This is a genomic window from Ruegeria sp. A3M17 (assembly GCF_003318255.1).
Classification (GTDB): Bacteria; Pseudomonadota; Alphaproteobacteria; order Rhodobacterales; family Rhodobacteraceae; genus Ruegeria.
This window is the reverse complement of record NZ_QOCF01000006.1, coordinates 55817-73069: the sequence shown is the minus strand read 5'-3', so window position 1 is coordinate 73069 and position 17253 is coordinate 55817. Positions and strand designations below refer to the sequence as shown.

Here is a 17253-nt window from a genome sequence, read left to right as displayed (position 1 = left end):
GTATCTATCGATACCTCTGCCAAAGGCAAAGGTGCAAGCCATCACGCGTTGTCGTGCGGCCAGGTTGGCGTGCGGTAGGACATGCGGCGCACCGAACCGGTTTTGGAACGCATCAGCAGGGTGGTGGTTTCAACCCAACCGGGCTGGCGTTTGATCCGCGGCAGCAAAGAGCCACCGGTCACGCCAGTTGCGGCAAAGATCACGTCTGCGGTTACCATCTCATCGCGAGAATAAACGCGGTCCAGATCGGTGATGCCCGCCTTGCCGGCGCGGCCACGCTCGTCGTCGTTGCGGAACAGCAGGCGGCCAAAGATCTGTCCACCCATGCATTTCAACGCGGCAGCGGCCAGAACGCCCTCGGGCGCGCCGCCTTGACCCATATACATGTCGATGCCGGTTTCTTCGCTTTCGGCGCAGTGCATGACACCAGCCACGTCACCATCGGTGATCAGGCGGATCGAGGCGCCGGTTTCGCGCACTTCAGCGATCATCGCTTCGTGGCGGGGACGCTCCAGAATGCAGACGGTGATGTCGGCAGGCTTGCAGCCTTTGGCGTTGGCCAGTGCCTCAACGCGCTCGCGCGGGCTCATGTCCAGGTTCACGACGCCTTCGGGAAAGCCCGGACCAATGGCCAGCTTGTCCATGTAAACATCGGGTGCGTGCAGCATCGATCCGCGCGGCCCCATGGCGATCACGGTCAGCGCGTTCGGCATGTCCTTGGCGGTCAGGGTCGTGCCTTCCAGCGGGTCCAGCGCGATATCCACTCCGGGGCCGTTTCCGGTGCCGACCTCTTCGCCGATAAACAGCATCGGCGCTTCGTCGCGCTCGCCTTCGCCGATGACAACAACACCCGCAATGTCCAGCAGGTTCAGCTGTTCGCGCATCGCGTTTACAGCCGCCTGATCCGCAGCCTTTTCGTCACCACGTCCGACCAGCGAGGCCGAGGCAAGTGCGGCCTGCTCTGCGACCCGTGCAAGGCCCAGAGACAACAGACGGTCGTTGAAATCGATTTTGGCAGCGCTCATTTTTTCGTATCCTCAGGTCAATAAAGGCGTTTCATCGGGCATAGCCTGCGTTTTGTGCAGGCCGCAAGGGTCAAACCTCTTCAATCCGCAATGCGACGGGCTCACCCGACAGGACATCGGTCGCGCGAAGCCCTTCCAAAGCGACATCCAACGTGGCCCGCGTGGTCTTGTGCGTCACAATCAGAACCGGCGCGGTGGCTTCGGTGTGCCCGTATTGGCGCATCCGGTCGATCGAGACACCCGCGTCACCCAGTATGGCGGCCACTTTGGCCAGCGCACCGGGTTTGTCGAACAGCGCGAGGCGCAGGTAGTAGGGTGCAGGCAGGCCAGTAACGGCGGGTTTTGCGTCTTCCAACGTTTCTGCAGGGCGGCCAAAAGTTGGGATCTGCAATCCCCGCGCCAGATCGCAGACGTCGCCCATCACGGCGCTTGCCGTTGGACCTTCGCCCGCACCGGGGCCGCGCAGGACAACCTGATCGACCGCGTCGCCTTCGATCACAACCATATTGGTGCCGCCTTCCAGCTGACCCAGGGGCGAGCCGCTGGGTACAAGGCACGGCTGCATCCGCTGTTCCAGACCGCGTGCCGAGCGCTGAGCGACACCCAGCAGCTTGATACGATAGCCCATGTCGGCAGCCTGATGAATGTCATCCAGACTGATATGCTGGATGCCTTCGATCTGGATGCCGTCAAAGTTCGGTTTGGTGCCAAAAGCGATCGAGGACAACAGTGCCAGCTTATGGGCCGCGTCGATGCCGCCCACGTCCAGGTTCGGGTCAGCCTCGAGGTAGCCCAGTTCGGCACATTCCTCGAACAGCGCGTTATACCCTAGTTCCTGCGATTGCATCCGCGTCAGGATATAGTTGCAGGTGCCGTTCATCACGCCCATGACGCGGGTGATTTCGTTCCCGGCCAGCCCCTCGGTCAGGGATTTGATCACAGGGATACCACCTGCAACGGCGGCCTCAAACCGGATCACACGGCCTGCGGCCTCGGCTTTTTCAGCCAGCTCCTGACCGTAAATGGCCAACAGAGCCTTGTTCGCGGTCACCACATCCTTGCCAGCGGCCAACGCGGCCTCGACAGATGCTTTGGCGGGGCCGTTTTCGCCGCCCATAAGTTCGACAAAAATATCGACATCGTCGCGTTGCGCCAGGGCGACGGGATCAGTCTCCCATGCATACTCCGACAGGTTCACGCCACGGTCTTTGTTTGCGTCGCGCGCAGAAACAGCGGTGATTTCGATCGCGCGACCTGTACGCGCCTGCAGCAGGTCGGCATGGCGGCGCACGATCCGCACGACACCCACGCCAACCGTTCCCAGGCCGGCAATTCCCAGCCGCAGCGCCTGTGTCATCCCGTGGGTTCCTTTCCGCTCGAATGTCCTTGGTTTCGGGCTGTTTGCCCGTTCAAAGGTGCCTTAACGGGTTCAGCGTCGGGGCGCAATCCGAGACAGCGGTAACAGGCGGTTGAAACGCGAAAGGTCAGTTGGTTTGCGCGTTCTGCAACGCTTCGGCCTTTTTGGCCAGCGCTTCGCGGCGGGCGGTCAGATCTTCCTCAACCTCGGCCGCTTCGTTCACGGGATCTATGGGCGGGCCAAGAATGTCCTGAAGTGGGACCAGCTTCGGATACGCGGCCGAGCGCACATTCGGCTGTTCGCGTCCTTCCAATTCCGGGAAGTCCGTGCAGGCTGCGCAAGTTAGAAGCAGAACCAAAAGTGGCAGGGGCTTCATACCGAACCCTTTCAATGGTGACTGGCACCGTGATGCACCTTTTGCGGCGGTCGTTCAAGCGGGGTTCTATATGAACGCTTGTTCATATACGGTGGCGGTATGGCACGTACCCAAGGCTCACACTCCGATATCACCGGCCCGCGCATTCGAAAAGCAGCGCTGGGGCTGTTTGCCCGACATGGCTATGCCGCTGTATCCATGCGCCAGATAGCAAAAGATGTGGGTGTGCAGGCGGGGGCGCTGTACAACTACACACCTGACAAGCAAAGCCTGCTGTTTCGCCTGATGCAGGATCACATGCAGGATCTGTTGGCCGCTTATGGTGAACTTGAACAGCCCGCCGATGCCGAGGCCGCGCTGCGCCGCTTTGTCGGGTTTCACATTCGGTTTCATATGGAACGACCGGATGAAGTCTTCATCGCCTATATGGAGCTGCGCAACCTTACGCCCGAAAACTTTTCGGAAATAGAAGGCCTGCGCCGGGCCTATGAGGATTCGCTTGAAGCCATCTTGCAGGACGGGCAGAAGTCTGGGCTCTTCTCGGTTGCCGATACCAAAATCGCGACCCTGGCCGTGATCGCCATGCTGAACGGTGTGATGACCTGGTATCGTGCAGGCGGACGCTTGTCGCTGGACGAAGTTGAGCAGGTTTATTGGGATATGGTCAGACGCGCCGTAACTGCCTGACCAACTTTGCTTAATCAGTGCCCGGCGCGGATGAATGTGCCATTACGCAGTTCTTTGAACGCCAGTTCCAGTTCGGCACGCGTGTTCATGACAATTGGACCATGCCATGCGACAGGCTCATCAATTGGCGCGCCCGAGATCAACAGAAACCGAACGCCTTCGGGGCCAGCTTGAACTGTGACCTCATCGCCGGTGCCGAACCGAACCAAAGTGCGGTCACCGGACAGATCGCGGATGTTGACCTCTTGTCCCGCGACCTCTTTTTCCAAAAGCACGCCGGTGGGTTGTGATGCATCGGCAAAGGCCGCCTGGCCTTGGAACACATAGGCAAACGCCCGGCGGTAGGTGTCGATGCGAAAGGTCTTTTTCACGCCAGCCGGAACCTGAATATCCAAGTACTGCGGGTCGGCGGCAATACCGTCTACCGGGCCGGCCTTGCCCCAGAATTCCCCCACAATGACGCGCACGGTGGTGCCGTCATCATCAATGACCTCGGGGATCACTTTGCTTTGGACATCCTGATAGCGGGGCGCTGTCATCTTCTGATCCGACGGCAGATTTCCCCACAGCTGGAACCCGTGCATTTGGCCCGCACCGTTTCCCTTGGGCATTTCCTGATGCAGGATTCCGGACCCGGCGGTCATCCACTGAACGTCGCCTGCACCCAATGTGCCGGTGTTGCCCAGCGAATCTGAATGCTCGACTGAGCCGGACAGGACATAGGTGATGGTCTCGATGCCGCGATGCGGATGCCAGGGGAAGCCCGCCTGATAATCCTCGGGGCGATCATTGCGGAAGTCGTCGAACAACAGAAACGGGTCAAGCTCGGACGGGTCCTGAAATCCGAAGGCCCGGTGCAATTTGACGCCTGCGCCTTCCATGGTCGGCACAGCCTGGCGAGTTTCCAATGTTGGTCTAAGGGACATGATGGCCTCCTGAATTTGTGGGGATCATGTATGCTGTTGGCGATATGCGTCAATTTGCGTGCAAACACGGGTGCTGTGCGCAATTCCATACTCGGCTTCCCTCTGTTTTTCGGCACACAAAGCGGATAGACCCGGACAGAGCAGAGCAGGGGACGTCAATGCAACAAGAAATTCTGGCCACGGTTCGGCCTTCATCATCCAGGCGTTGGATAGGGGTGGGGATGCTGTCGACCGTGGGTGTGCTGGTCATCTATGTCGCTTTGACCACGCCACCGGAACCGGCTTGGTTGGTCTTTTTGCTTGTCGTTGGTGTGGCGGCGTTTTGGCTGGCCTATCGCATGTGGCAAGCCACCAGCGACTGGATCGAGCTGACCGAGACTGAATTGCGGACCGGATCAGGGCAGGTGATTACCCGTATCGAAGATATCGAGACCATCGATCAGGGGGTGTTTGCGTTCAAGCCGTCAAATGGATTTTTGTTGAAGACCAAGGAAAGCGCAGAAAACAGCTGGGCACCGGGATTGTGGTGGCGATTGGGGCGCCGTATTGGCATCGGCGGCCTGACTACGGCCGCAGAAACCAAATTTATGATCCAAGTAGTGTATTCACTGTTGGAGTATACATCTAACAAAAATGCTTAGAATCGGGTCCCTTGACTATCGGAACAAAACGCGGCCGCGTGAAAATAAAGTTGTCAAATGTGTGATCTCTGTCCAGCCAACCAGTATTCAAAATCGGAACATAAGGTTTGGACGTTTCAACGATGATCAAGGAGTCCGTATTTGCCATAGGCGGAAGCCTTTCAATCAATGAATCGAGATTGTCATTGGTCCAGTTGCTCTCGTACCCACACGCTGTAGACCACTCAACGTTATAGCGCTCTTCTGTACCGGTGTTTTGATCGGCGGCAAAGTACTGGATCACCGACAATCGCATTTTTAGCGGCGAGTTGTCGGTTACCATACGATTGTATATCAAATACATGGATTCCGCATAAATATCGGTTATTGCATCCTCACCCTCACGCGAAACTAGGTCACTTACCGTGTACGCAGCTTTCAGATTTGCGCTGCTTTCAAGAAAACCATCAAAATACGTATAAGTAATCGTGATACTCCATACGAGCATCGGGAAAATCAGAGCAGACTCCATGGATAGGCTGCCGTTCTCCTTGCCCAAAAAAGCGCCAAACAGGTTACGGATGCGTGAAGTGAGACACGTCATATTAAGGCTCCTGAACAAAGGTAGTCGTCGCCGTAAGTGTGACCAGACCATCATCGCCTGACACAGCCCGCCCCATTACGGTCGTAGGAAAAAGCGGATCGACCTTCGCGCAGGCACGCAGGATCATCAGTTCGTTCGATCCGCCATTCGAAAATTCGCGGACCGGCTTGGCCTCATCGGCTCTGTCTGAACAGTCTGGAACAATTGGAAGGTTCACACCGCCATACGGGTCCTGAACAATCATCTCCAATTGCAGGTTGTCAGAACAATTCCGCATCGCAACCATTTTACCGCAGATGGCTTCCTTGATCGTATTGTGCTTAGTATCCGGCAAATTGATCCCAAGCCGAATGTCGCGCACGACCAGATCCATCGAGCGATCCAGCATCGCTTTCTGAATCGAGACCATTGAGTATTCGATGACGCCCAGAATGAAAAACATGTAAAGGGGGAACCATATGGCAAACTCAACGGTCAATGAACCGTGCTCTGTTCGTTTGAACCGAACCGCCTTTTCCAGAGTTTTACGGATCATTGCGTCAGTCTCAGTTGTTTGATTGTTAGGGCAATAGATTCAAAGACTTGCGGAAGCGTCAGGTCGTCGCCGAAAGTGCCGCCGTTCTGGACTTCGTAAAAGAAGCTCGCGCCGCTAGAACAATTTTTAATGACTGTAGCACCTGCTTCCGGCGCTTCGAAAGCAATGCCATAGACATCAACATTCTTTGCCTTGATCGCGCCACAAATATCACCCACCCGCGTGTCTTTGGTTCCGCCACCAATCGTTGTGAAGGCATTGTTGTACCAGTCTCGAGTGCGCTGGTATTCGAATGCATAGTTATACTCGGCGTTCCAGTCCAAGTTTACACGATTCCACAGCTCCGGGTAAGTCAGGCGTACAGATTCACCTTCTTCATTAAATGGTTCCGAGTGCCCTCTTGTTCCGCGTCGGGTATATAAATACTCGGGTGGGTTTTCCGAGATTTGAACACTGTACTCACCGGAGCGAGTAAGCGTTCTGTCGCAGTTGTATTTAATCCATAATCCGTCGTCCCAGTCATAATACTCGCGACAGTTTCTATAGTCCTTTGCAGTACTTGTGCTGGGATTGTACCAAACATCCGATAATCCGTCGCGCAAGTCCTCGTCCAAAATCCAATTGCTGGTGTTCTCCCCGTCTGTCATGACAATCATGATCTTTTTGACATTGGATTCATATGCCAGTGGACGGTTACTAAAGGTTGGTGGAACAACCTTCTTAGGTTCGTTGCCGTCCGCGTCGAGCCCGGTGTTTGGATCGATTACTACGCTTGCGTTGGCGTTCTGACTAGACAATCTGCTTATTACGGGCTGGAACTGGGGGTCCAGCAGTGCCGCACCCCATTTAACTCCGATGTCAATCGACGTGTTTCCGCCGGCGGACATGGCGTTGATCTGGTCGTGCAGGTCCGAGACGATGTTGGTCACCGGTGTGATGGAACTGCCGGCTCGAGTGGTGCAGACTGAAGAGGTGTGGGCTTCTCGATCATATCTATCGCTTTTGCCAGAGCGGTCGAAATGCGCCGCGCGATTGAGGCTATCGTTCGGATCGATCCAAGCTTCTTTGAATTGGTCTTCGGCAGTGGTATCTTCGAAATTCACGCAATGGGAGTAGTCGTGTTCAGTCGTAACCCCCGGCATTTGATCCAGAATGTTCTTTCCTGCGTTCACCTGGTTGTTGTAAGGTACGATCGAGATCGAAATCTTGTTTGGGTCTTCCCCAAGGTAGATCGTATCCACGAATTGTATTGCGGCTTCCTGAAGGGCCTTCATCTTAGTTTTACCCGGCGTTGCAGAATCCCAGCCCATCGAGCCGGAAATATCCAGAACCATCGTGATTTCGAGCGCACCAATAGATTCTTCCGCGACGCTCGTGACCGAAGCCGTCAGTTCGGGATATCCAAAGAACCACATAAAGTGCGTTTTGACGTCGACTTCAGCTTTTGCTGTGACTTTTCTCGATCCAAGGGTTGGATTGTCATCAACTTCGGGTTCATTCGTAAGCTTGCCACGGACGTCGGATTTCTCAACATAGGATTTGACCACTTCCGCAGGGGGGAGCTTTTGTTTAACGTTGGCCGCCGCAAGAACCGCGCGATCCAGAGTGCCTTGAAGGCTCGCTCTGTCGCGCTCAAAGTTCATTATGTCGACGCCAATACCTGCTGTCGCAAATATGAGCAAAAAACCAAGAACAACAAAGATAATGAACACGCCACCGTCCTCGTCGCGTGAAAAACGACGAGCGGCCGCGGCTGCGCTCTTACAATTTTTGCTGTTATTCTTAAATACGCGCATTTTCATCTAGCCGACCTCGCTGAGCAGACATTCGGCGCTGCTAAGGAAAAGTTAACGTTTGAAAACTAACGGCGAATCGTGGCGTGAATTGGGCGGAAGTGCCGAAGATATGGCAACTTTGGGCGCGAACCGTAGATAATTGAACGGCTTTTTCGCCTCTGTTTTCGGTCCGGCGACAATTTTCCATAGGTTAAGCCCAGAGTGCGACTCAGCCCTGTCCGAGCGTCTTCATGACGATTTTGGGTTTTATTGTTGCTTAATTATTGATCGTTTAGCCAATGGGTGCGACAAAACGTCAGAACGCTCGTCGTTCGTCGGCACGGAGGATTAAATGACGGCCATTAATGAACCCAGCTTTCGCGAAAGTGTAGATTTGATGTTTAACAGGGCGGCGTCCCTTATGGACCTGCCGCCGGGGTTGGAGGAAAAGATCCGTGTCTGCAACGCCACCTACACTGTTCGGTTCGGCGTCCGCTTGCGTGGCGATATTCATACTTTCACCGGCTACCGCTCGGTTCATTCCGAGCATATGGAGCCCGTAAAGGGCGGTATTCGTTACGCCCTTGCTGTGAACCAGGACGAGGTCGAGGCGCTTGCCGCCCTGATGACTTATAAATGTGCTCTGGTTGAAACGCCCTTTGGCGGATCAAAAGGGGGATTGTGCATCGATCCCCGAAAATACGAAGAGCACGAGTTGGAGCAGATCACCCGCCGCTTTGCCTATGAGTTGGCCAAGCGCGATCTGATCAACCCCTCGCAAAACGTACCCGCCCCCGACATGGGAACGGGCGAGCGTGAGATGGCCTGGATGGCGGATCAATACGCCAGGATGAACACGACGGACATCAATGCACGCGCCTGTGTTACAGGAAAGCCGCTGAACGCGGGCGGTATCGCAGGCCGGGTTGAAGCAACAGGTCGCGGCATCCAATACGCCCTACGAGAATTCTTCCGCCACCCGGAAGACATGCAAAAGGCAGGGCTGTCCGGCAAACTGGACGGCAAACGTGTCATCGTTCAGGGGCTGGGCAATGTGGGCTATCACGCCGCAAAGTTCCTGAGCGAGGAGGACGGATCCAGAATTGTCGGCATCATCGAATGGGATGGCGCGCTGTATAATCCCGACGGGATCGACGTGGAATCCGTACGCCAATGGATCGTCAAACATGGCGGTGTCAGCGACTATCCGGATGCGACACACTCGGCCGAGGGCGGGGCAGTTCTTGAAGAAGACTGCGATATCCTCATCCCGGCTGCTCTGGAAGCGGTTATCAACCTGTCCAACGCAGACCGGATCAAGGCGCCTTTGATTATCGAGGCTGCCAATGGCCCGGTGACTGCCGGTGCGGATGAGATTCTGCGCAAGAAGGGCACGGTGATCATTCCGGACATGTATGCAAACGCCGGTGGTGTGACGGTTTCCTATTTCGAATGGGTCAAAAACCTCAGCCATATTCGTTTCGGTCGCATGCAGCGCCGTCAGGAAGAGGCGCGGCACGAGCTGATCGTTAGTGAGCTGCAGAGGCTGGATCGTTATCTTGGCGATGCCTGGTCGATGTCTCCGGACTTCAAGGCCAAGTATCTACGCGGTGCGGACGAGCTGGAACTGGTGCGCTCGGGTCTCGATGACACTATGCGGATTGCCTATCAGTCGATGCGTGAGGTCTGGCACGGCCGCGACGATGTCGAGGATTTGCGGACAGCGGCCTATATTGTCGCCATTGACCGTGTGTCCAAAAGCTATCGCGCCAAAGGGCTGTGATGGTTTGAAATCAGGAGCAGCCTGGCTTTGTCAGGCTGCCCCAACGGTAAGGGTTGGCCGACTTAACCACGGCAGACACTCCGAAAACGGTAATGGCAGGCCGTGCCTGCGACAGGTAAGCTGCAGCGACAGAATCGATTACCGGAGTTTTCTATGTTGCGTATCGCTATTGCAGCCGCTTTGCTGGCCACCCCATTAGCTGCGGAAGAGACCAAAGAGCAAAGCTGCCAATACCAGGCTGAAGTTGTTGCAGCGATCCAGAAGGCACGGCTGGACCGTGTAAAAGAGCGCAACGTGCCCCAGGCAGTTGCCGAAACCAGCCCGACCTGGCCCGAAAATTACAATGCTGCCATCCCGTTGATCGCGCCTTGGGTCTACGAACAAAAGATGCGCGACGTGCGCAAAAAGGATCTGGGCGCCGCCTGGCTTGAGCTGTGTTTGCAGCAATAATCCACAGCCCCATCATTTCCCTGTGGACAAACGCGCGTCATACCCTTGGCGCGCGTTCTTGTTTCTGTCAGGTTTGACCCATGTCTCTGCCCCCCGGATTTCTGGATGAGCTGCGAACCCGCCTGAGCCTGTCTCAGGTTGTCGGGCGCAAAGTCATGTGGGATCCACGCAAGTCCAACCAGGGCAAGGGGGATATGTGGGCGCCATGCCCGTTTCACCACGAAAAGACAGCGTCTTTCCACGTAGATGACCAAAAGGGGTTCTACTACTGCTTCGGGTGCCATGCCAAAGGCGATGCGATCAGTTTTGTGAAAGAGACCGAGAATGTCTCGTTCATCGAAGCTGTTGAAATTTTGGCGCGTGAGGCAGGCATGCCCATGCCCGCGCGTGATCCGAAAGCACAGGAAAAGCAGGATCGCCGGTCGCAACTGGCCGACGTCTTGGAGCAGGCGGCGCAATTCTTCCGCTTGCAACTCAAGACCGGAGCAGGGGGCGCTGCGCGGGACTACCTGACGCGTCGAGGATTGGATGCACAGGCATTGGACCGGTGGGAAATCGGTTTTGCACCGGATGGCTGGCAAGGTTTGTGGGATCACCTGCGCGGCAAGAACGTGGCTGAGGACCTGATCCTTGGGGCCGGGCTGGCCAAACCTTCGAACAAGGGCAAAAAGCCCTATGATACGTTCCGCAACCGGATCATGTACCCCATCCGCGATCCGCGCGGGCGGTGCATCGCGTTTGGCGGTCGGGCAATGGACCCCAATGACAATGCGAAATACCTGAACTCGCCCGAAACGGAATTGTTCGACAAGGGCCGCAGCCTGTACAACCACGGCCCTGCGCGTCAGGCCGCGGGCAAAGATCAGCCTCTGATCGTGGCCGAAGGGTACATGGATGTGATCGCCCTGGCCGAAGCCGGGTTCGGGGCGTCGGTCGCCCCATTAGGCACGGCGATCACCGAACATCAGTTGCAGCTCCTGTGGCGCGTCTCGGATGAGCCGATCATCGCATTGGATGGCGACACGGCCGGTCTGCGTGCCGCGATGCGGGCCGTTGATCTGGCGTTGCCGCTGTTAGAGGCCGGGAAATCCCTGCGCTTTGCGCTGATGCCCGAGGGCAAGGATCCCGATGATCTGCTGCGAGCTGAGGGTCCGACAGCTGTAAAAACAGTGCTTGAAGGCGCGATCCCGATGGTCAAACTGCTGTGGCAACGTGAGACCGAGGGCAAGGTGTTCGACAGCCCGGAACGAAAGGCTGCGTTGGATAAGTCGCTGAGGGACCAGATCAAACTGATCCGCGATCCCTCGATCCGGTCGCACTATGGGCAAGAGATCAAAGACCTGCGCTGGCAATTGTTCCGCCCGCAACGCCAGCCGCAAAATCGCCAATGGCAACCTCGCGGCAAGTGGCAACCTCCGAAACAGCCAGCAACCCTCGGTGCGCGCTCATCTTTTCTGGCGTCTTCAGAAACCGCGGATATCCAGATGCGCGAGGCTGCAATCCTGGCAATCGCCATCCTGAACCCCACCGTTGTAGTCCAATTTGAACATCAGCTTGAAGAGATGGAGTGCCATGATCCCGATCATGCCGCCTTGCGCGCCGCCATCCTGCGGCATGCGATCGATGACCCAGAGCATCTGAAAGACCACATTTTCGAAACTTTGGGCAGCGAAATCCTTGAAAACCTGCTTGCCCTTCGCCATGTCGCAGTAATCCCTTGTGTGTTCAAACCAGGCGACGTCGAAAAGGCCGAGATGACTCTGGCCGAGGAACTCGCGAAAATCAAAGCGCTCCGGGGATTGGATGCCGAGATTGCCGAAGCTGCAGAGGAACTGTCTGATCTGGCTGATGAAGCGCTGACATACCGGCTGGCCCAGGCCGCCGAAGAGCGCAACCGTACAAGTCGCAGTCAGAACGAAGATAGGGCGGTTTTTGACATCGCCGATAACGGCGCACGAATCAACCGCGACGAGAAAGACGCGTTTCAGGCGATCATGTCTGGCATCAATTTTGAACGGAAACGTCGCTAATGTGGTGTTTTCGTAAGGCACTGGAAAAGAAAAACGGGTAAACGGGTGGCCGAATCACTTCTACGCGCTAATGATTCGGTACAAACGAATCACCCATCCCTGCAGGAGCATTGAATGGCCGCCAAGGATACAAACGAAGACCGCAAATCCGACGAGCAGGAACAGGAAATCTCGCTGGACATGAGCCAGGCCAACGTCAAGAAAATGATCGCCGAGGCTCGCGAGAAAGGTTACATCACCTACGACCAGCTCAATCAGGTTCTGCCGCCTGATCAGGTCAGCTCGGAACAGATCGAAGACGTTATGTCGATGCTGTCCGAGATGGGCATCAACATCATCGAAGATGAAGAGGCCGAGGAAGAAGAGAACAAAGGCTCGACCGAACTGGTTGCCGCAGAAAGCAACCGAGAGGTTGCGCTGGCGGGTGCTGGTGCTGAAAAGCTGGATCGTACAGATGACCCGGTCCGCATGTATTTGCGTGAGATGGGCAGCGTCGAACTGCTGAGCCGCGAAGGCGAGATTGCCATCGCCAAGCGGATCGAAGCCGGTCGCAACACCATGATTGCCGGTCTGTGCGAAAGCCCGCTGACCTTCCAGGCGATCACCATCTGGCACGACGAATTGTTGTCCGAAGACATTCTGTTGCGCGACGTCATCGATCTGGAGGCCACGTTTGGCAACCAGTTGGACGAAGACGGGGATGTCGAAGAGCCGGTTGTCGACACGTCTGCGGTTCAGGCGGCAAAACCCGCCAAGGACACCGGCCCCGAGCTGGACGCCGACGGCAACCCGCTGAACAATGATGACGACGACGACGACGACGAGCAGGCCAACATGTCGTTGGCCGCGATGGAAGCCGCGCTGAAAGATCAGGTTCTGACCACGCTGGAACGGATCTCGACCGACTTCTCGATGCTGTCGGAAATGCAGGATAGCCGGATCTCGGCGACCCTGAACGAAGACGACACCTTCTCGGAAAAACAAGAGGCGACCTATCAACAGCTGCGGTCTGAGATCGTAGAACTGGTGAACGGTCTGCATCTGCACAACAACCGTATTGAAGCGCTGATTGACCAGCTGTACGGCATCAACCGTCGTATCATGTCGTTGGACAGCTCGATGGTGAAACTGGCGGATCAGGCGCGCATCAACCGTCGCGAATTCATCGACGCGTACCGCGGGCGCGAACTGGACCCGAACTGGCTGACCGAGATGGCAGAAAAACCGGGCCGGGGTTGGCAGATGTTCATCGAACGCTCGACCGCCAAGGTCGAGGAACTGCGCAACGATATGGCACAGGTCGGTCAGTATGTCGGTCTGGACATCCCTGAATTCCGCCGCATCGTCCAGCAAGTTCAAAAGGGTGAAAAAGAGGCGCGTCAGGCCAAGAAGGAAATGGTCGAAGCCAACCTGCGCCTGGTGATCTCGATTGCCAAAAAATACACGAACCGTGGCCTGCAATTCCTTGATCTTATTCAGGAAGGCAACATCGGCTTGATGAAGGCGGTGGACAAGTTTGAATACCGTCGCGGGTACAAGTTCTCGACCTATGCGACCTGGTGGATTCGTCAGGCGATCACGCGGTCTATCGCGGATCAGGCCCGTACGATCCGTATTCCGGTGCACATGATCGAAACGATCAACAAATTGGTCCGGACCGGTCGCCAGATGCTGCACGAGATCGGCCGCGAGCCGACGCCGGAAGAACTGGCCGAAAAGCTGCAGATGCCGCTTGAGAAAGTTCGCAAGGTGATGAAAATCGCCAAGGAACCGATCAGCCTCGAAACTCCGATTGGTGACGAGGAAGACAGCCAGCTGGGCGATTTCATTGAGGATAAGAATGCCGTGCTGCCTTTGGACAGCGCCATTCAGGAAAACCTCAAGGAAACGACGACACGGGTTCTGGCCTCGCTCACGCCGCGTGAGGAACGTGTTCTGCGGATGCGTTTTGGCATCGGTATGAATACCGACCACACTCTGGAAGAGGTTGGTCAACAGTTCAGCGTGACCCGCGAACGTATTCGCCAGATCGAGGCGAAAGCGCTGCGGAAACTGAAGCATCCCAGCCGATCGCGCAAACTGCGGTCCTTCCTGGATCAGTAATTAAAAAGGCGCTTCAAACGAGGCGCCTTTTTCTTATCCGTTCACGCGATGATCACGGTGACCGGGTCAAACCTCAAATTGGCGAGAACTCACAAGGCAAGTGACGTTGTGGTCCCTATTTCTGCCTTGTCCACTCATGGGACAGGCCGGGGCGAGGCTGTACCGCTGATGACCCCCGGCCACCCGGTTCGTGTCACGGTTCCAACCGGGTGCGAAACGTGCTGGGTGCCTGACCGGTCCAGCGTTTGAAGGCTGTCGAGAATGCAGGTTGATCCGCATAGCCCAGCGAATACGCGATTTCCGACAGTGGCATCCCGTTAGTGATAAAGGTCTGCGCCAGATCGCATCTCAGGTCTTCGACAATCTCACGATAGCTTGTCCCTTCATTGCTCAGCCGCCGGGCAAATGTGCGCGGGCTCATGCCGAGGTTCGAGGCCGCATCGTCCGCCTGAATGATCGTGCCGGGCATGGACCGGGTAATCAGTCCCTCGACCTGCGCCCTTAGCTTTTGCGTCGGCTCGCTGCTTTCAGCCAGAACTCGATCGCCATAAGACAGAAGATGCTCGCGCAGAGTGGGGTCATAGGTGGGAACAGGCAAGTCCAGTGAGGACAGCGTCAACACAATCTCCAACCGTTCCGCACCAAAGGTCACCGGAAAGCCTGCCAATTTCTGGAAATCTTTGCTGGCTTCGCCGACTTCATGCTGAAAGCGAATTTCAGTTGGGAAAAAATTTGTTTGCGTCAGCGACCTGATGCGGGCGAGCGCCGCGAAAATCAGAAATTCGGTACGGCGGTGGTATCGCGCGAAACTGGCGTCTTTCCAGTCGGCTTCGATAGATGCGAAGTTGCCCGCAACGCGCAGGCTGAAAAACAGCGCCGGGTCGATCATCCCGTGAAAACGCGAAGTGTTTTCCACCACCTGCTTCAGATCACGCGAGTATTTGCTGATATACGCCGTCAGGCTGGAAGAGGACCTAAAGCCAAGCCCGGCACTGGCCGCGAAGGTAATGTCATGCAAGGCGTCGCAGGCGTAGCGGACAAACAAGGCCTCTTTATGCGCGCTGTACGATGTAGCAGGCGGCGCGATATCGCTGCGGCTCAGACCGGATTTGGCCAGCATGCGATCACCAATCGAAGGATCTTCTGCCTTTTGATCCAGTGTTTTGGACAACACTTGAATGCGGGCAATATCGACGTCCATGTTCAAACCCGAGTTAGCAGCGTGTTTCATTTCGCGGCCTTTGTTCCGGCCACGGGCGGGGGGTGTTGTCACCTATTCAAATAACAATGGCAGAATTTCGCAAGACTACAGTGAGTGTCATACGTATTTTCCGCCTGCTGTCGGGTTAAGCCTTGTGGGGATGAGGTCAGAGCCCAGGAAACTTGTCGCGCAGATGACCCAAGGCTCCCCGACACATATCAATTCGCAAAGATAGCCCAGTGTCGCATTGCCCGGAATGCGCAGTGATGCGAATGTGCGTCAAAACGGGTTAATGAGCGTAACTGGCATGACCAAACTGGCAACAGATGCGGCGGATGGTCAGGATTTCATCGTCTTTGACGGCGAATGCGTTCTGTGCTCGGGGTTTTTTCGTTTCATGGTCGCCCGGGACAAGGCGCAGCGGTTCAAATTTGCCACCGCGCAGTCACCATTTGGGCAAAGGCTGTATTCTCACCTTGGACTACCGATGCGGGATTTTGAAACCAATCTCGTTGTGACCGATGGTGTGGTTCATCAACGGTTGGATGCTTTCGCGGCTGCAATGCGCACGCTGCCGGGGTTTTGGTGGGTTCTTTCGATCTGCAGATTTCTTCCTGGTTTTGTCAAAGACCCGCTGTATCACCTGATCGCCAGAAACCGGTATGCCATCTTCGGACGTTCGCCGACCTGCATGATCCAAGACAAAACAATGCAAGCTCGCTTTCTGCCTGAGGGGTTCTGAGTGCACCCCGATCCCTTTTTGCAAGCCTTGCCCGTGGGCACGAACCTGCCCAAGGCGCTGCGGGCCTTGCACAGCACGGGCGGATTTTATTCCGGTCGATGCTCGGTCACGCCGGGCAAGGGGTGGCTGGCCAAACTCGCGTTGCGCTTTGCCGGCATGCCGTCCAGGGGTGACGACATCCCTGTGCGTCTCAGGGTCGAGCAAGAGGGGAACGCTTGGATCTGGATGCGCGATTTCGACGGCCACATCACCAGATCACGGCTGACTTTGGAGCAGGGCATGGGATGCGTCCGCGAGCAGTTTGGGCAGGTTTCCGTTTGGTTGAAGCCGGTATTTGCAAACGATCGGTTAGAGATCGAGATCCTGCGCTTCAGCCTGCTGCGAATACCTTTCCCAAAGGTGCTTCTGCCGCAATCAAAGACTGTGGAATGGCAGGATGATGAAGGACGGTTCCTGTTTGATGTTTCGGCCCGGATGCCGCTTGTTGGGGCATTGATCCGGTATCAGGGTTGGCTAACATTCGATCACGCGGGGACCCGCGTTGACTGAATTGATTGTGAACCAGCTTTGCCCTGTAAGAATGTACACTATTTGAAAAATCACCTCGAAACGAATGAGAGTATGATTATGAAACAGGTTATGACATTGGCGGTTTCTGCCGCGATCTTGCTGTCTGTGCCCCTATCGTCGGCCTCGGCCGCGCGAAACGGATATCAGACGGTTGCCGTCAACAGCAATATGTTCGAAGTGATCCCGCGGGCCCGTCAGGACGTGGACGGGTATTGGTGCGCGGCCGCAGATTTTGCGCGCCGGACTTTGGGTGCAGGTTGGCAGCAACGTATTTATGTGGTGCGCGGCTATGGCCCCAGCGAAGCAACGGGTCGCCGCACAGCCGTTCAATTCTCGTTGCAGCAACCTACAAACGTTGCCCAGCAAAGCAGTTCGATCTCAGTCGGCTTCAAGGCTGGCGAAAGCATGTCGGTTCAGGGGGCAAACGGACGTTGCAACATCCGCCCGTTCCGCGACTGATCGAGGACTG

General features: G+C 56.1%; 17 protein-coding genes. 9 read left to right on the top strand and 8 right to left on the bottom strand.

Annotated elements, in window-relative coordinates; genetic code table 11:
* Positions 1-41 precede the first annotated feature (41 nt).
* The 3 genes from glpX to DS906_RS03035 all read right to left on the bottom strand — a co-directional run bounded on the left by glpX (position 42) and on the right by DS906_RS03035 (position 2758).
* Positions 42-1025: a class II fructose-bisphosphatase gene (gene glpX, locus DS906_RS03045; RefSeq protein WP_113788772.1), complete on the bottom strand. Its 984-nt coding sequence runs from the start codon at positions 1023-1025 to the stop codon at positions 42-44.
* A gap of 70 nt (positions 1026-1095) precedes the next feature.
* The gene (locus DS906_RS03040; RefSeq protein WP_113788771.1) at positions 1096-2382 is read right to left on the bottom strand and encodes a homoserine dehydrogenase; all 1287 of its coding nucleotides are present in this window, start codon (positions 2380-2382) and stop codon (positions 1096-1098) included.
* A gap of 127 nt (positions 2383-2509) precedes the next feature.
* Complete coding sequence (locus DS906_RS03035) at positions 2510-2758, bottom strand: hypothetical protein (RefSeq protein WP_113788770.1); 249 nt, start codon at positions 2756-2758, stop codon at positions 2510-2512.
* A gap of 99 nt (positions 2759-2857) precedes the next feature.
* Between DS906_RS03035 and DS906_RS03030 the strand changes: the two genes are divergently transcribed.
* A complete protein-coding gene (locus DS906_RS03030; RefSeq protein WP_113788769.1) occupies positions 2858-3445 on the top strand; it encodes a TetR/AcrR family transcriptional regulator in 588 nt (195 codons plus the stop codon).
* Positions 3446-3459: 14 nt separating this feature from the next.
* Here the strand turns inward: DS906_RS03030 and DS906_RS03025 are convergent, their stop codons facing one another.
* A complete protein-coding gene (locus tag DS906_RS03025; protein WP_113788768.1) occupies positions 3460-4371 on the bottom strand; it encodes a pirin family protein in 912 nt (303 codons plus the stop codon).
* 158 nt (positions 4372-4529) lie between these two features.
* Between DS906_RS03025 and DS906_RS03020 the strand changes: the two genes are divergently transcribed.
* The gene (locus DS906_RS03020; protein WP_113788767.1) at positions 4530-5012 is read left to right on the top strand and encodes a hypothetical protein; all 483 of its coding nucleotides are present in this window, start codon (positions 4530-4532) and stop codon (positions 5010-5012) included.
* On the opposite strand, the gene DS906_RS03015 is transcribed toward DS906_RS03020, so the two are convergent.
* From DS906_RS03015 to DS906_RS03005, 3 genes are read right to left on the bottom strand one after another with little or no spacing between them, the layout of a single operon-like run.
* On the bottom strand, positions 4996-5595 hold the full coding sequence (locus DS906_RS03015) for a TadE/TadG family type IV pilus assembly protein (protein ID WP_113788766.1): 600 nt from the start codon (positions 5593-5595) through the stop codon (positions 4996-4998). The two genes, DS906_RS03020 and DS906_RS03015, sit on opposite strands and share 17 nt — an antisense overlap.
* Before the next feature lies 1 nt (position 5596).
* Entirely contained in the window at positions 5597-6130 is a 534-nt protein-coding gene (locus tag DS906_RS03010; RefSeq protein WP_113788765.1) for a TadE/TadG family type IV pilus assembly protein, read from the bottom strand.
* Positions 6127-7932 (bottom strand): TadE/TadG family type IV pilus assembly protein, encoded by a 1806-nt coding sequence (locus DS906_RS03005; protein ID WP_113788764.1) that lies wholly within the window; start codon positions 7930-7932, stop codon positions 6127-6129. Before DS906_RS03005 ends, DS906_RS03010 begins: the two co-directional genes overlap by 4 nt.
* Before the next feature lie 325 nt (positions 7933-8257).
* Here DS906_RS03005 and DS906_RS03000 point away from each other — a divergent pair, with 325 nt between their 5' ends.
* The 4 genes from DS906_RS03000 (at position 8258) to rpoD (ending at position 14271) form a co-directional block, all read left to right on the top strand.
* Entirely contained in the window at positions 8258-9688 is a 1431-nt protein-coding gene (locus DS906_RS03000) for a Glu/Leu/Phe/Val dehydrogenase (protein WP_113788763.1), read from the top strand.
* A 153-nt stretch (positions 9689-9841) separates the two neighbouring features.
* Entirely contained in the window at positions 9842-10138 is a 297-nt protein-coding gene (locus DS906_RS02995) for a hypothetical protein (protein WP_113788762.1), read from the top strand.
* An 80-nt stretch (positions 10139-10218) separates the two neighbouring features.
* A complete protein-coding gene (dnaG, locus tag DS906_RS02990; protein ID WP_113788761.1) occupies positions 10219-12168 on the top strand; it encodes a DNA primase in 1950 nt (649 codons plus the stop codon).
* Between the two features lie 114 nt (positions 12169-12282).
* Entirely contained in the window at positions 12283-14271 is a 1989-nt protein-coding gene (rpoD, locus tag DS906_RS02985; RefSeq protein ID WP_058277324.1) for an RNA polymerase sigma factor RpoD, read from the top strand.
* A gap of 193 nt (positions 14272-14464) precedes the next feature.
* Here rpoD and DS906_RS02980 read toward each other — a convergent pair whose 3' ends face one another.
* Entirely contained in the window at positions 14465-15502 is a 1038-nt protein-coding gene (locus DS906_RS02980) for an AraC family transcriptional regulator (RefSeq protein ID WP_233494665.1), read from the bottom strand.
* 277 nt (positions 15503-15779) lie between these two features.
* Between DS906_RS02980 and DS906_RS02975 the strand changes: the two genes are divergently transcribed.
* The 3 genes from DS906_RS02975 to DS906_RS02965 all read left to right on the top strand — a co-directional run bounded on the left by DS906_RS02975 (position 15780) and on the right by DS906_RS02965 (position 17243).
* Positions 15780-16214, top strand: a complete 435-nt coding sequence (locus DS906_RS02975; protein WP_113788859.1) for a thiol-disulfide oxidoreductase DCC family protein — start codon at positions 15780-15782, stop codon at positions 16212-16214.
* Positions 16215-16763: a DUF4166 domain-containing protein gene (locus tag DS906_RS02970; RefSeq protein ID WP_113788759.1), complete on the top strand. Its 549-nt coding sequence runs from the start codon at positions 16215-16217 to the stop codon at positions 16761-16763.
* A gap of 78 nt (positions 16764-16841) precedes the next feature.
* Positions 16842-17243 (top strand): hypothetical protein, encoded by a 402-nt coding sequence (locus DS906_RS02965; protein ID WP_113788858.1) that lies wholly within the window; start codon positions 16842-16844, stop codon positions 17241-17243.
* The last annotated feature ends 10 nt before the right edge of the window (positions 17244-17253 follow it).

Coding starts and splice junctions, on each gene's coding strand:
- DS906_RS03040 (WP_113788771.1), bottom strand. CDS start 2,382: ATGACACAGGCGCTGCGGCTGGGAATTGCCGGCCTGGGAACGGTTGGC.
- DS906_RS02980 (WP_233494665.1), bottom strand. CDS start 15,502: ATGAAACACGCTGCTAACTCGGGTTTGAACATGGACGTCGATATTGCC.
- DS906_RS03035 (WP_113788770.1), bottom strand. CDS start 2,758: ATGAAGCCCCTGCCACTTTTGGTTCTGCTTCTAACTTGCGCAGCCTGC.
- DS906_RS03000 (WP_113788763.1), top strand. CDS start 8,258: ATGACGGCCATTAATGAACCCAGCTTTCGCGAAAGTGTAGATTTGATG.
- glpX (WP_113788772.1), bottom strand. CDS start 1,025: ATGAGCGCTGCCAAAATCGATTTCAACGACCGTCTGTTGTCTCTGGGC.
- DS906_RS02975 (WP_113788859.1), top strand. CDS start 15,780: ATGACCAAACTGGCAACAGATGCGGCGGATGGTCAGGATTTCATCGTC.
- DS906_RS03015 (WP_113788766.1), bottom strand. CDS start 5,595: ATGACGTGTCTCACTTCACGCATCCGTAACCTGTTTGGCGCTTTTTTG.
- DS906_RS03020 (WP_113788767.1), top strand. CDS start 4,530: ATGCAACAAGAAATTCTGGCCACGGTTCGGCCTTCATCATCCAGGCGT.
- rpoD (WP_058277324.1), top strand. CDS start 12,283: ATGGCCGCCAAGGATACAAACGAAGACCGCAAATCCGACGAGCAGGAA.
- DS906_RS02965 (WP_113788858.1), top strand. CDS start 16,842: ATGAAACAGGTTATGACATTGGCGGTTTCTGCCGCGATCTTGCTGTCT.
- DS906_RS02995 (WP_113788762.1), top strand. CDS start 9,842: ATGTTGCGTATCGCTATTGCAGCCGCTTTGCTGGCCACCCCATTAGCT.
- DS906_RS03030 (WP_113788769.1), top strand. CDS start 2,858: ATGGCACGTACCCAAGGCTCACACTCCGATATCACCGGCCCGCGCATT.
- DS906_RS03025 (WP_113788768.1), bottom strand. CDS start 4,371: ATGTCCCTTAGACCAACATTGGAAACTCGCCAGGCTGTGCCGACCATG.
- DS906_RS03010 (WP_113788765.1), bottom strand. CDS start 6,130: ATGATCCGTAAAACTCTGGAAAAGGCGGTTCGGTTCAAACGAACAGAG.
- DS906_RS03005 (WP_113788764.1), bottom strand. CDS start 7,932: ATGAAAATGCGCGTATTTAAGAATAACAGCAAAAATTGTAAGAGCGCA.
- dnaG (WP_113788761.1), top strand. CDS start 10,219: ATGTCTCTGCCCCCCGGATTTCTGGATGAGCTGCGAACCCGCCTGAGC.